At 64.1% G+C, this 13,249-nt stretch carries 11 protein-coding genes; 4 read left to right on the plus strand and 7 right to left on the minus strand.

Annotation, left to right across the window (positions count from 1 at the left end; genetic code table 11):
• The first annotated feature begins 48 nt into the window (after positions 1-48).
• Entirely contained in the window at positions 49-810 is a 762-nt protein-coding gene (locus ACQ4WY_RS13390) for a DNA-formamidopyrimidine glycosylase family protein (RefSeq protein WP_436504518.1), read from the plus strand.
• Between the two features lie 40 nt (positions 811-850).
• The gene (locus ACQ4WY_RS13395) at positions 851-1,648 is read left to right on the plus strand and encodes an enoyl-CoA hydratase (RefSeq protein ID WP_436504520.1); all 798 of its coding nucleotides are present in this window, start codon (positions 851-853) and stop codon (positions 1,646-1,648) included.
• Between the two features lie 135 nt (positions 1,649-1,783).
• Here the strand turns inward: ACQ4WY_RS13395 and ACQ4WY_RS13400 are convergent, their stop codons facing one another.
• The 5 genes from ACQ4WY_RS13400 to ACQ4WY_RS13420 form a co-directional block, all read right to left on the minus strand.
• A complete protein-coding gene (locus tag ACQ4WY_RS13400; protein ID WP_436504522.1) occupies positions 1,784-2,521 on the minus strand; it encodes an AIM24 family protein in 738 nt (245 codons plus the stop codon).
• Between the two features lie 3 nt (positions 2,522-2,524).
• Entirely contained in the window at positions 2,525-3,166 is a 642-nt protein-coding gene (locus tag ACQ4WY_RS13405; RefSeq protein ID WP_034784288.1) for an AIM24 family protein, read from the minus strand.
• A gap of 8 nt (positions 3,167-3,174) precedes the next feature.
• Positions 3,175-3,792: an AIM24 family protein gene (locus ACQ4WY_RS13410; protein WP_035828590.1), complete on the minus strand. Its 618-nt coding sequence runs from the start codon at positions 3,790-3,792 to the stop codon at positions 3,175-3,177.
• Positions 3,793-3,950: 158 nt separating this feature from the next.
• A complete protein-coding gene (locus tag ACQ4WY_RS13415; RefSeq protein WP_436504523.1) occupies positions 3,951-7,115 on the minus strand; it encodes a S8 family serine peptidase in 3,165 nt (1,054 codons plus the stop codon).
• 1 nt (position 7,116) lies between these two features.
• Positions 7,117-7,932 (minus strand): NF038120 family PEP-CTERM protein, encoded by an 816-nt coding sequence (locus tag ACQ4WY_RS13420; RefSeq protein ID WP_436504524.1) that lies wholly within the window; start codon positions 7,930-7,932, stop codon positions 7,117-7,119.
• 440 nt (positions 7,933-8,372) lie between these two features.
• Here ACQ4WY_RS13420 and ACQ4WY_RS13425 point away from each other — a divergent pair, with 440 nt between their 5' ends.
• Both ACQ4WY_RS13425 and ACQ4WY_RS13430 read left to right on the plus strand, forming a co-directional pair.
• Positions 8,373-9,281: a histidine kinase gene (locus ACQ4WY_RS13425; RefSeq protein ID WP_436504525.1), complete on the plus strand. Its 909-nt coding sequence runs from the start codon at positions 8,373-8,375 to the stop codon at positions 9,279-9,281.
• A 5-nt stretch (positions 9,282-9,286) separates the two neighbouring features.
• Positions 9,287-9,961 (plus strand): response regulator transcription factor, encoded by a 675-nt coding sequence (locus ACQ4WY_RS13430; protein ID WP_436504527.1) that lies wholly within the window; start codon positions 9,287-9,289, stop codon positions 9,959-9,961.
• Between the two features lie 128 nt (positions 9,962-10,089).
• Here ACQ4WY_RS13430 and ACQ4WY_RS13435 read toward each other — a convergent pair whose 3' ends face one another.
• The gene (locus tag ACQ4WY_RS13435; protein ID WP_436504529.1) at positions 10,090-12,591 is read right to left on the minus strand and encodes a TonB-dependent receptor; all 2,502 of its coding nucleotides are present in this window, start codon (positions 12,589-12,591) and stop codon (positions 10,090-10,092) included.
• Positions 12,592-12,682: 91 nt separating this feature from the next.
• Positions 12,683-13,156, minus strand: a complete 474-nt coding sequence (locus tag ACQ4WY_RS13440) for an Lrp/AsnC family transcriptional regulator (RefSeq protein ID WP_426073201.1) — start codon at positions 13,154-13,156, stop codon at positions 12,683-12,685.
• Positions 13,157-13,249: the final 93 nt, after the last annotated feature.

The following is a 13,249-nucleotide window of genomic DNA, read 5'->3' on the forward strand; positions in this document are numbered from 1 at the left end:
CTGTCTGGAACGGTCGCGGCAACGCCTCGACCTCCCGGGAGAGCTGCGATGCCAGAAGGACCTTCTATCGTCATCCTGTGCGAACAGGCTGCCTCCTTTGCCGGCAAGACGATCGCGCGCGCCAGCGGCAACTGCAAAACAATCGATCTTGCGCACCTGCAGGGGCAGCCGCTGCTGGCACTGCGCAGCTGGGGCAAGCACTTCCTGCTGCAGTTGCCAGACAGTGCGCTACGCATCCATTTTCTATTGTTCGGCAGCTACCGCCTCAACGAACGCAAGGATACGCCACCGCGGCTGCAGCTGGAATTTGACGATGGCAGCGAACTCAATTTCTATGCCTGCTCCATCAAGCCCCTGGATGCCGATCTCGATACCCTCTATGACTGGCGCGGCGACGTAATGAATCCCGCCTGGGATGGGGCGCTCGCGCGCAAGAAGCTGCGCGCGCGGCCCGACTTGCTGGCATGCGATGCCTTGCTCGACCAGGATATCTTTGCCGGCGTGGGCAATATCATCAAGAATGAGGTGCTGTTCCGCATCCGCGTCCACCCGCTCTCGCCGGTCGGCGCCCTCCCCGCGCCCAAGTTGCGTTTGCTGGTGGAACAGGCGCGCCAGTACAGCTTTGATTTTCTCGGCTGGAAAAAAGCAGGCACCCTGAAGGCGCACTGGCTGGCGCATGCCAAAAAGACCTGTCCACGCTGCCATATTCCACTGCACAAAGCCGTCCTGGGCAAGAGCCAGCGGCGCAGTTTTTTCTGTCTTCGCTGCCAGAAACAATATGGCGCGGTTGAAGATGCAAGCAGGCTATGATCAGGGCACAAGACCCATCAAATTCACCACTGGAGACCACATGACCGCAACACATGACACGGAAGCGCCGCTGGTGCTGCGCGAAGAGCAAAATGGCCTCGTCACCTTGCGCCTGAACCGTCCGCTGCAATTCAATGCCCTGTCCGAAGGCATGCTGACGGCGCTGCAAGAGGCCTTCGATACCATCGCGCAGCAGCCGCATGTGCGCTGCGTGGTGCTGGCCGCCGAAGGCAAGGCGTTTTGCGCGGGACACGATTTGCGCCAGATGCAAGCTACGCGCCAGCTTGCGTATTATAAAACCCTGTTTGCGCAATGCTCGCGCGTGATGCAAGCCATCCAGGCCTTGCCCGTGCCCGTGATTGCCCGCGTGCATGGTATCGCCACGGCGGCCGGCAGCCAGCTGGTGGCCAGCTGCGACCTGGCCGTAGCGGGCGCCTCCGCCCGTTTTGCCGTGTCCGGCATCAACGTGGGCCTGTTTTGCGCCACACCATCCGTGGCCCTGTCGCGCAATGTCTCGCCCAAGCGGGCCTTCGACATGCTGGTGACGGGCCGCTTCATCGACGCCGACACGGCCGCCGACTGGGGCCTGATCAACGAAACGGTGGCCGACGCGGCGCTCGACGAGGCCGTGGCGCGCCTGGCGCAGCAGATCATGGCGAAAAGCCCCACGGCCATCCGTTACGGCAAGGCCATGTTCTACCGGCAGCGCCAGCTGCCGCTGGACGAGGCCTACGCCTATGCGGGCGACGTGATGGCGCGCAACATGATGGAAGAGGATGCGGATGAAGGCGTGAGCGCCTTTTTAGAGAAACGGCCGCCCAGCTGGGCGCGACCTTGAGTACCTGACCGAACCTACTGCGCGTCGGTATAGGCAGCCTGCGATGCTCACCGTACTTTAGTACGGTTGCGCTTCTCGGCTACCTCTCCCTTCCGCTCGCTACGGTTCTGTCAGGTACTCTTGGACTTCCTAGTCTTAACGACTGTCCTTCATCTGCTGCTGCACAGAAAGACTCAAGGTACCCAGGTCTTCCTTGCCCAGCAGCGGCAATTGCGCCAGCAGCTGCATCAGGGCGGAACTGCCCGTCACGTCCAGCTCGGACGATTGCACCAGCACCGTGCCGGCGCCCGTGAAGTCGATCTGCTTTTCCTCGCCCGACAAACTGAAACCCGTGAGCGCGCCGGCGGCCGAGGCCCAGCCCTGCACGTGGGCATAATCGTAGTGGTAGGAAGGGCTGGGGCAATCGGCCCAGCCCAGCACGGCCTGCTCGTCGACGCGGCACGGCAATTCCAGGAAATGCACGGGGCCGTTCGACGAGGCGATGACCTTACCGGTGCCTATCATGGTCAGATAACCGGGCAAGGTCGATTCCTGGCAAATCACATCCTTGGTAAAACCCAGCAGGTTTTTCGCGCGGATGGTCATGTTGGCGTTGTCCAGGTCGTAGCACGCCAGGTCATTGCCGTTATCGCCCAAAATCAACTGGCCCTGCCCTTGCGCCACGACAAAGTGGTGGATGTATTTCGGTGCATTGAAGGCGTTGCGCACGATCAGGTCGAGCACGCTGCTGCCCATGGCTTCGAAGCGCAGTTCGCCATAGAAGGCGATCATCTTGCCCTTGCGGATGAATATCTGTTCCTTGACGTCGATGACATACGAAAAGCGGTTCAGGTTATCGTTCTTCGGCAAGGTATCGGGGGTGTAAATCGTCATGGCTTACCTTTCGCTCGCTTGGATATAGACCGTGCCCTGGCCCGTAAACTTCACCTGGTACGATTCACCGGACGCCTGGCCGACAAAGGTTTTCCAGTTCAGGTCCGTGACGATGGTCGAGCTCAGCTGCCCCGTATGGCCGATATACGCTTGCGGGTCGACAAACACGGGCACGTCCGGCGTGACGGGCAAGCCGATGGCATTGCCGTCGGACAAAATCGCCACTTCGCCCGTGCCTTGCAAGGTGGTGGTAAACAAGCCCTGGCCGGAAGCCATGCCGCGCACCACGCCCTGCACGCCGCCCTGATTGCCCAGGAACATGGTGCCGGCCGTCAAACGCGCATCGAAGGCCAGCAGGGAGTCGCTTTCCACATAGAACGTTTCACCACGCACGGGGACGATGGTGACGAACAGGCCACCCTGCGCATAAAACACGCTGCCCGTGCCGCGCGCCGACATCAGGGCGTAGCCTTCGTTCGTGACGGCGCGCATGGCCAGGCTTTGCACGCCCTGGCCGGCCAGGAAGGAGCGGCTGAACGCCACATCGCCCTGGTACGACACCATGGCGCCCTTGCGCGCGAATACTTCTTCATTGCCGAGTTTGACCTCAAGCATCTTTTCATTGATTTGCTGATAGACAGGCATGGCGGCTCCTAGCGTTCGGCGGGCTGGATGAACACCACGCCCTGGCCTGTGAATTTGTGCTGGTACGATTCGCCCGAGCTCTGGCCGATCATGGTGCGCCAGTTGACATCAAAAACGAATTCCTGGCGGATGTCGCCCTTGAAGCCGACGAAGGCGTCCGGGTCCACGCGCAGCGGGTGCGCCGGCGTCACTTCCAGCATGATCAGGTTGCCGCGCGAAATGACGGCCAGGTTGCCGTGACCTTCGACGGTGGTGGAGAACAGGCCCTGGCCCGAACTGGCGCCGCGCAAGCCCGCAAAGCTGGTGCCCGTCTTCAGGCTCGTGTCGTAGGCCAGCAGGCTGCTGCTTTCGATGGTCAGCTTTTCGCCGGCCAGCGCCATGACGGTGATCTCGGCCGCATTCTGCGCGAAAAACACGGTGCCCGTGCCGGCGGCCTGCATCACCTGCATGCCTTCGTTCGTCACCTTGCGCTTGAGCGCGCCGAAGAGGCCCTCGCCACCGAGCAGGGACTTTTCAAATTTGATGGCGCCCGTATAGGCGACCATGGCGCCGGCTATCGCCAGCACTTTTTCATCCTGCAGGCGCACTTCCAGCAGGCGGTCGGTATTGGTGCGAAAACTGGTCACGCGCGACTCCCCAAGAATGCCAGGGCACAAAGCCATGGCTAGCCGACAAGATACCGGTGGCTTTGCTGGCGTGCAAGCGCTATTCCTCCCGAACGGGGGTGAACGAATAAAAAAAAGGCGTGCCCGGAGGCACGCCTTGCGTTCATACAGAGAGCGGTTTATTCAGCCAGCACCGGTTTGGCGCCGCGCGCGTTCTGGAACAGCGGCACGGGGTCATTGGTATTGACTTCCACCACCGTGACGCCCTGCACCACGCCAGCCACCTGGTAGCCGACGGCGCCCAGGTGACGCTTGCCTTCGGCCAGGTTGGACCAGCTCAGCGAGACAGATGCGGTGCCGCCCGTGTAGGCGGTGCCCGGCATGAGCGCCTTGAAGCTGCCATTGGAGAGGCCCGGCGCCAGCACCCATGACGACAAGGTGTAGTCGGCCTGGCCGTTTTGCGGCGCGAAACCGATCACGCACACCTTGTACGTGCCGGCGGCAGGCAAGCGCAGTTCCACTTGCTCATTGGAACTTTCATTGCCGCTGCTGCCGACCAGCACATTGGCGGCGTTGTAGACCTCCATGTCCATGTCGGTATTCGCGCCGCCCGTCGTTTCCGCGTCGTAGGTGGCAAAACGCGCCGCCAGGGTACCGGCCGGTATCACCACGTTGTGCACGTTCACACCCGTGGCGCCACCGGCCTTGCAGGCGGCCGATGCGGCGGCGCCCGTCGTCGCCTGGCCGATCGTGCGCGCTTCACGCACGGCTTCGACCAGCCCCGACTTGACGCCCACCAGCGCACCCGTGAAGCCCGTGCCCAGGGTCAGCACCTTGCTGCCCGTGGCCGCTTCGCTGCTGACCAGCGGAATGGCGGCCAGCGAGGTGCCGCGCGCCGTCAGCGGGCTGCGCACCGTGTGCGTGCCATCCGTCCAGCTCAGGGCGCCGTAGGTCCAGGTATTGGCCGGCGCCGTGGTGCGCGTCAGCTTGACCTGGTACTGGCCCTTGGCGCCCGGCGCCAGGCTCAGGCTGGTTGGCGTCACCGCCACCGTATAGCCGGGCAGGCTGGCCGAGACGTTGTACACGGCACTGCTGGCGCCCACGTTGGTCACCGTGCGCGTCAGTGTTTGCGTGCCCAGCACGTTGGCCGCCGTCAGCGACGCCAGGTTCAGGTTATAGGCCGTGATGGTACCGATGGCCTGGCAGGTGGCGGCGCTGTAGACCTTCAGGTTCAGGCCGCACAGGAAGCGCGCATAGTCGATTTCCGACATGTCGTACACGAGGCCGGGATCGGCCGCGCTGTTCGGTGCGATGTGACCGGCGCCCTGGCCCCACGGCAGCTGACCCGAGTTCTTCGCCGTGGCATCCCACGACACGGAACCGTTCAAGCCATCCGAATAGGTGCTGAAGGCCGTCGTCATCAGCGCCGACTTGATGGCTGCGGGCGACCAGGTCGGATGCTGCTGCTTGAGCAGCGCCGCCACGCCGGCCACGTGCGGGCTGGCCATCGAGGTGCCGGAATAGAAATCCCACTCTGCCACCGGCGCCACGCCGCCAGCCGCCACGGCATCGCGTTGCGCCTGCGTCAGGTCGGCCGTCACGCCGGCCAGCACGTTGGTGCCGGGCGCGGACAAGTCGGGCTTGAGGATGTTCGCATTGGCCACGTTCGGCCCGCGCGAGGAACGGTCGCTGACAATCGGCGCCTGCACCGTGGTGTCGGGGATTGTATGCACTTCACCCAGCGCCGCCGTGCCATCGGGCGTCGCCGCCATGAAGGCCTTCAGCGCGTCGCCCTGCGCCTGCGCCAGGTGCACGGTCGACAGCGCGTGCGCCTGGTTGAGGATGGTGTTGGCGCCGCCGGCCACGTTGGCGATGATCACGCCCGCCGCGCCCGCCGTCTTCGCATTCGCGCTCTTGTTGACCAGCACGTTGCCGCCACGGTCGCACACGAGTATCTTGCCCGCCACTTTCGCCGGGTCCAGATACGCCGAGGTGGCGTCGGCCACGCCGAAGCAGCGCAGCAAATTCAGGTCCGTCGGCAGCACGCCGGCCAGGCCCGCATCGCGCGACTGGATCAGGGGCAGCGCCGGCGTCTTCGCATTGCTCGATGCGCCTTCCAGTTTGCTGCCGTTGCTGAGAGTGACGTTGGCCGCATACAGGCGGTTGTGGGTGGAATTGGCCACCGTCGCCAGCCACGGGCTGATATGCGACACGGGCGCCGGCACGTCGGGTGCAGGCGTGGCCGGACCGGAATTGCCGCCCGACGTGGCGACAAACACGCCGGCTGCCGCCGCACCGAGGAAAGCGACTTCCGTCGGTTCGTCGAAGGCGCCGCCGCCCGCGTTCGGGCCGATGGAGAAGTTGATGACATTCACGCCATCCTTGACCGCCTGGTCGATGGCGGCCACGCTGTCGGCCGTGGCGCAGCCGTTGCGGCCCGTCGAGGCGGCCGTCCAGCAGACTTTATAGGCGGCGATGCGGGCGCGCGGCGCCATGCCCGACGCCTTGCCCAGCGAAACGCCGTTCGAGGTGGCCAGGGCGCCATTGTTGCCGCCGGCCGTGGACGCCGTGTGCGTGCCATGGCCGCCGTGCCCCGTCAGTCCGGCGACGGAATCGCGCGGCGACAAAAATTCCGTCCAGTGCAGCGCCGAGGTGGCGGCGCGGTAGTAGCGCGCGCCGATCAGCTTGTTGTTGCAATTGTCGGCGGAGAAACCTTCGCCCGTCTGGCAAGTGCCCTGCCAGCTGGCCGGTGGCGCGCCGTACACGACATTGTTGCCGCTGTGGCTGGGCACGCCATTCTCGTCGAGGCGATCGGCAAAGGCCGTGTTCTCGGGCCAGATGCCGCTGTCGACGATGCCGATGATGATGTCTTCACCGGCGTGCGCCTTGCCGCCCAGTTGCTCCCAGATGCCGCCCGGTTTGTCCAGGCCCAGGAAGCTGGGCGTGTAGCTGGTGTCGAGCTGCAGGATGGAGTCGGCGCTGATGCTGGCCACGCCGCTGTTTTTCTTCAGGGCCCGCACTTCATCGTCCGTCAGCAAGGCGGAAAAGCCGTTGAAGACGACGCTGTACTGGTGCGTGATTTCAGCCGCGCTGACGGTGCCGGCCACGGCGGCCTGCTTGGTGTCGAGGTAGCTCAGGTAGGCCTGCACATCGGCGGCGCCCACGTTGATGCGCGCCCCCGGGGCCGGCTTGGTGGCAGCCAGGCCGTCGACCTGGCCCGTGTAGGTGGCGGCCGGCTTGTCGACCAGCTGCACGATGTAGGAGCGGCGTTCCTGCGCCTGCGCCGCTTGCGTCAGGCTGGCGGCCAGCAGGAGGATAGCGAGTGAAACGGGACGTAATTTCATCTCACGCTCCTTGCACGGTGGCAGTGGCAAACTTGCCGGTGCGGCGGCGCGACAGCATGCCGATGGCGCCCAGGCCGACCAGCATCAGCATGTAGGTCGACGGTTCCGGCACGGCGCTGATATTGATATTGTCGAGCGCAAACTGGCCTTGGTTAAAGGCGGGGAAATCGAGGGAATTGCTGCAGGCGCCCGTGTCGTTGAAGATGCACGCATTGAAAGTCAGGCCCGTGAAGACATAGTTGCTGAAGCCGCCCAGCAGGGAAGCGCTCTGGAAAGAGTAATTGCCATCGCTGCCCTGGCCGGGAAACGCCAGCGAGGTGCTGACCACCTGACCGTCGCTGAGGGTGCCGCTCAGCTGCAACTGGCCCCAATTCTGGTTCGGCAAGCCGGACACGGGCGCGATGAAGGAATAATCGAAACCGGCCAGGGTGAATGCCTGGTGGTCGGCACGCGAGAAATTCACGCCGCCATCGTTGAGGATGGCCAGGTAGTTGCCGGTGGCACCCTGCGGGCAGGCGGCGATATCGCACGACGAGCCCACGCGGCCATCGAGGATGGCGCCCACGCCGCTGACGCCGCCGCCGGCCGCCGTGGTCGGGTCGGCCAGGAACAGCAGGTTGTAGCTCGACGTATTGAGCGTCTGGCCGCTTTCATAGACATCGGGACGCAAGGAGTCGAAGCTCAGGACATCGGCCATGGCCGGCGCCGAGGCCAGCACGGACAAGGTGGCCAGCGCGGCAAGGACGGTGGAGCGACCGCGGGTAGCGGGCGGATTGGCGGTGGCGGGCGATACCCGCGCATGTGATAAACGATTCATTCTATTCCCTTGATTGTTGTGGATAGATAGGTCGGCAGGTCTGACGCCCGCTTTCAGCTTTTTCACAAAAGTGTCAATAAATATAGCAAATCACATAAAACAAATATCATATTTTTAATGTCATTTATTTATTTTTTATCTAACTTTGCGAAACTTTGTTTTGTTTTAGCTATGAAAGCTTGAGGAATCTCAACGTTACATTTGAACAACAATTCCTCACACTGCAGAGGCGCGCGCCAGCGTGCGCACAGAACTTCGGATAAGCTCGAAAACCGCGCCTGCAAAGCCATCATCCCCCCGTCACATCGCGGTACACCTGTTCCATCCTGGAACACTGGCCTGTGCCCCTCCACTCCCACAAGACGCACCTCCCGCGCAATTGCGCCGATGGCATGAAGCTTGCACAACAAGGATATCGACCGTGCTCAGGGAGCAGCATCATGGAACACCATCAATTTGGCGCCCAGGCAAGCGCGCGCTCCCGGCCGCGCCGGACTGTCCTGCTGTGCTGCGCACTGGCGCTGGCTTTTTTCCTGCTGGCCGCCAGGCTGGACCTGGCCGAACGGCTGACGCACGCACTCTGGCGCCAGGAGCACTGGCAACTCGATGAACTGGCCCTGAGCCTGCTGCTGCTGGTCTTGGCGCTGGCCGGCTTTGCCGTGCGGCGCGGACGCCAGGTGGCGCTGCTGCTGGCGCAGAACCGCGTCCTCACGCAGCGCCTGCTGCGCGCGCAGGAAGAAGAGCGCTGCGCGCTGGCGCGCGAGCTGCACGATGAAGTGGGACAAGACTGCACGGCCATCCGCGCCGCCGCCAGCTACATCCTGCGCGCGCGCGAGGGCGACCAGGCGAATGTGCAAGCGTGCGCCGCCAGCATCGCCCGCTCTTCGGAAGCGCTGCACGCGATGGTACGCAGCATGCTGCGCCGGCTGCGTCCGCCCGTGCTCGACAGCCTGGGCCTGGAAGCGGCCCTGCAGGCGCTGTGCGACAGCTGGGCCCAGCAACACGGCATCGTTTGCCATTTCGCGCCGTACGCCATCCCCGCCGACCTCGACGACAGCACCGCCACAGCCCTCTACCGCCTGGTGCAGGAAGGCTTGACGAACGTGGCGCGCCACGCGGGCGCCGACCAGGCCACGGTGGAACTGCGCGCCGATGCGCACGGCTTGCTGCACCTGGCCATCGAAGACAATGGCCGGGGTTTGCGCCAGGACATGCAGCAGGATGCCGGTTTCGGCATGCTGGGCATGCGCGAGCGCGTGGCCGGCTTGCGCGGCCATATCCGCTGGATCAGCGCACTGGGCAAGGGCTTGCGCATCGAAGTGGCCCTGGCGGCACGGTGCGCGGCATGAACGCCATGCGCGCAATGCGTGGCAATATGCTGCCGATCCGCGTGATGCTGGTGGACGACCACCCGGTGGTGCGCACCGGTTACCGGCGCCTGCTGGAACAGGGCGGCGACATCGCCGTCGTGGCCGAGGCGGGCAATGGTGAAACGGCCTATGCCTTGTACCTGGAGCAGGCGCCCGACGTCTGCGTGACGGATTTGTCCATGCCCGGCATCGGCGGCCTGGAATTGCTGCGCAAGCTGCTCGCCCGCGACGCCAGCGCCCGCGTGCTGGTCTTCAGCATGCACGACACGCCGCAGCTGATCGCGCGCGCGCTCGACGGCGGCGCCTGTGGTTTCATCAGCAAGCAGGCTGACCCGGAGCACTTGGTCGACGCCGTGCGCGCAGCCCACGCGGGCCGGCGCTACCTGGATCCGCACAGCGCGCCCGGCGTGCTGCAGGGCACGGCCCGCATGGAAGCGCAGCGCTTGAGCAGCCTGAGCCAGCGCGAATTCGAAATCTTCCGCCTGCTGGCCGAAGGCCGCAGCGCCGCCGACTGCGCCCGACTGCTGCACGTGAGCAGCAAGACGGTGGCCAACCACCAGACCTGCATCAAGGAAAAGCTCGACGTGCCCGGCCCCGCCGCTTTGGTCCACCTGGCCTTACGCAACGGGGTCATCGAACACGTTCAGCCGAATGCCTGACCAAACCTACTGCGCGGTGCGCTTTGCGGCCTGCGATGCTCACCGTACTAAAGTACGGTTGCGCTTCTTAGCCACAAATCCCATCCGCTCGCTACGGTTTTGTCAGGCATCTTTAATTTCAAAAAAACCTAATTAAATACATAGCGCAAGCCCACATTCACGCTGCGCGGCGCGCCGGCCGCATAAAACGTCGCATTGACCATCGGATATGCGCCGTTCACGGCCGGCAGCGGCCGGGCGGCGAAGTTGCCGCTGGCATCGAAACCCGTGGCGCCCAGCTGGGCCGCCGTCGCATATTTCCGGTCGAACAGGTTATTCACCTGGGCGAACACGCTCAGCTGCGGCGTCAGCTGGTACTTGCCGTTCAGTTCCACCACGGCGTAGCCGCCGCTCTTGCCCGCGCCCAGGTACGCTGGCCCGCCCGCCTGGTGCTGGTTGTTTTCATTGCCGCGCGCATAGGCGCTCGACACGGCCGTCATGGCCAGGCCCACCGTCCAGTCGCGTCCGCCCTGGACATCCACGTGCGCCTTGAAAATATGGCTGGGCGTCAGGGGAATCCGGTTGCCGGGCATGATGACGATATTGCCTTCCAGGCCGGGCGCGTCCGCGTCGCTGCTGCTGTTGGCGCTGCCATTGACCACTTCGCGGCTTTGATAGGTCGCCTGCAGCCACGTGTAGTTGACGCCGAAATCCAGCGCGCCCGCCTTGCCATCGAGCGCCAGTTCCACGCCCTGATGGCGCGTCTTGCCGAAATTCTTGAAATAGCCAAAGCCGGCCTGCTTGTCGGCCACGAACAGGATATCGTCGTGGTTTTCCGCGCGGAACACGCCCGCGCTCCAGCGGGCCAGCTCGCCCCACTTGCCGCGCACGCCCGTTTCCCACGTCTTCGTCACCACCTGTTTCAAGGGCGGATCGCCGGCCATGGCGTTGGGCAGGCGGCAAGGATTTTCCGGGTCGGCGCAGCCGAGTTCGATGGCCGTCGGCGTGCGGCTGCCTTCGTTGTAGCCGAGATACGCGCTCACGCCCGCGGCCGGCGCATAGGCCAGGCCGATGGCGGGATTGAAGCGGCTGAAACGGTGGTCGCCGTCGAGCGAGCCGCTGCCGCCGCCGGGCGTGATGGCGTCGCGGTTGCGCACCGTGCTGCGGTTGTAGCGGCCCGAGACGGTCACCGTCAATGCTTGATTCAACGCAATGCTGTCGCTCGCATACACGCTCCACGTGCGCATGCGCCCGCTCAAGTCGACCCGGTTGTCGACGGGCGTGCCATCGTCGTCGATCTCCGTGCCGTCGGCAAAGAAGTCGACGGGCGTGATGCTGCGGTCCGGGTTCAGGTAGCCGAACTGGCTGGTCTGGCGGAAGGTGGCGTGGCTCGCATCAAAGGCGGCGCCGGCCGTGATGGCGTGGCGCGCTCCCGCCACGTCGGCCAGCACGGTGAACTGGCCCGAAAAACCATAGTTTTCCTGCTCGGTATGGCTGCGGTTGATCATGCCGTTGCACTTTTCAGCCGGCTCATCGTTCAACAGCACGTTGCCGAGGCAGCGCCACTTCGGAAACGGCGTATTGCTCGCATTCGCCCCGCTGGCGGGAAAGCCCGTGTAGCCGGCCGCCGCCAACGCCGCCCGCTCGGCCGCGCCGGGCTGGTAGACGGACTGGTCGAGCGACTCGTCGTTGAGGTCACCATTGTAGGTGTGCGTGTCGATCTTGCGGTAGTACACATTGCCCGACAAGAGTAAGGCATTGCTGGCTTGGCGCTTGCCCGTCAGGTTCAGCAGGGTCGACTTGTTTTCCGTCAAGTCCGGCTTGGTGTAGACGCTGCGGTAATCGCGCGCCAGCAGGCGCTGCTCCTGCAAGCCGTTGCCCGTCAGCGCATTGTCCGCATGGGCGACGGTGACGGCAATGTCGGTGCGCGCATCGCTCCAGCCCAGCTTGCCGAAGACCTGGCGCACGTCGGACGGCGAATCGTCGCGCCAGCCGTCTTCCTTGAAACGGTTACCCGTCACATACCAGTGCCAGCCTTGTGCATTGCTGCCGCCATGCTCGACTTCGACGGCGCGCCGCTGGTGCGAACCCAGGCGCGCCTCGATGGCGGTGCCGGGACTGCTCCTGCCATCCTTGGTTTGCAGGGCCAGCGCGCCGCCCAGGGTGTTCAAACCGAACAGCGGATTCGAGCCTGGCATCAGGGTCAGCGAGGCTATGGCCATGCGCGGGATCAAGTCCCAGCTGACGACGTCGCCAAACGGCTGGTTCAGACGCATGCCGTCCAGATACACGGACAGTCCTTGCGGCGTGCCCAGCAGTGGCGAAGCCGTGTAGCCGCGGTAGCTGACGTCGGGCTGGAACGGATTGTTCTGTACTTCGTTCACAACCACGCTGCCCAGGTTGCGGCGCAAGAAGGCGGAAATGTCGAGCGCGCCGCTGCGGGCGATCTGCTGCGCGCTGGCCGTCTGCACGGGCGCGGCCAGCGCATCGCGCGGCTGCTCCACGGTGGGCAAGGGCATGCTGCCCGTGATGATGACGGTGGGCAAGTCGCCCGCTGCGGCCAAGTTCGCGGCCAGGCTGGCGACAGCCGGCTCGGCGGCCTGCGCCTGGCACAGCGCCATGGCAGCGGCGGCGAATAAAGTCAGTCTCATGCGTATCCCCGATTTATAGTGGTTTTTATTGCGTCCAGTATCGGACAGCCACCTGGGATGAACTAGGGAAAAACTCCCGCCGTGCGGGGAATTAACGCTGCAAGGGTAAGTAACTCTGTTTGAGCTGGCGCAAGACAAAGCTCGATTTGCTGTGACGGATGCCGGGAATTTTATACAGGCGCTCGCGCAGCAGGCGCTCGTAGTCGCGCGTGTCGCTGACGGCGATGCGCAGGTAGTAATCGTAGTCGCCGGAGACGAGAAACGCTTCCAGCACTTCCGGGATCATGGCCAGCGCGTGGCCGAATTCGAACAGGGCCTGGTCGGAATGGTCGTCCAGAGTCACTTGCACGATGACGGTGTCGGCCAGCCCCACCTTGGCTGCGTTGACGTTCACCGTGTAGCCTTCGATGACGCCATCGTCCTCCATGCGCTTGATGCGCGCCCAGCATGGCGACGAGGTCAGGCCCACCTTGGCGCTCAGCTCGTGCAGGCTGATGCGGGCATCCTGCTGCAAGGCCGTCAGGATGGCGAGGTCGAATTTATCGAGCTTATTTCCCACATTCATTCTGTCATACCCTTATTTCACAGCAAATTTTACTGAATATCGCATTTTATACGAGAAAACCAGCAGCCTTTTCTGCCAGGGCAAGCAGAAAAT

This window comes from Janthinobacterium salmonicoloratum, from assembly GCF_051380845.1.
In the GTDB taxonomy this organism is placed as follows: Bacteria; Pseudomonadota; Gammaproteobacteria; order Burkholderiales; family Burkholderiaceae_D; genus Janthinobacterium; species Janthinobacterium lividum_F.

Bases quoted from the DNA above. Each gene is read 5' to 3' on its own strand.
- ACQ4WY_RS13390 (WP_436504518.1), top strand. From the start codon at position 49: ATGCCAGAAGGACCTTCTATCGTCATCCTGTGCGAACAGGCTGCCTCC.
- ACQ4WY_RS13395 (WP_436504520.1), top strand. From the start codon at position 851: ATGACCGCAACACATGACACGGAAGCGCCGCTGGTGCTGCGCGAAGAG.
- ACQ4WY_RS13400 (WP_436504522.1), bottom strand. From the start codon at position 2,521: ATGACGATTTACACCCCCGATACCTTGCCGAAGAACGATAACCTGAAC.
- ACQ4WY_RS13405 (WP_034784288.1), bottom strand. From the start codon at position 3,166: ATGCCTGTCTATCAGCAAATCAATGAAAAGATGCTTGAGGTCAAACTC.
- ACQ4WY_RS13415 (WP_436504523.1), bottom strand. From the start codon at position 7,115: ATGAAATTACGTCCCGTTTCACTCGCTATCCTCCTGCTGGCCGCCAGC.
- ACQ4WY_RS13420 (WP_436504524.1), bottom strand. From the start codon at position 7,932: ATGAATCGTTTATCACATGCGCGGGTATCGCCCGCCACCGCCAATCCG.
- ACQ4WY_RS13425 (WP_436504525.1), top strand. From the start codon at position 8,373: ATGGAACACCATCAATTTGGCGCCCAGGCAAGCGCGCGCTCCCGGCCG.
- ACQ4WY_RS13430 (WP_436504527.1), top strand. From the start codon at position 9,287: ATGCGCGCAATGCGTGGCAATATGCTGCCGATCCGCGTGATGCTGGTG.
- ACQ4WY_RS13435 (WP_436504529.1), bottom strand. From the start codon at position 12,591: ATGAGACTGACTTTATTCGCCGCCGCTGCCATGGCGCTGTGCCAGGCG.
- ACQ4WY_RS13440 (WP_426073201.1), bottom strand. From the start codon at position 13,156: ATGAATGTGGGAAATAAGCTCGATAAATTCGACCTCGCCATCCTGACG.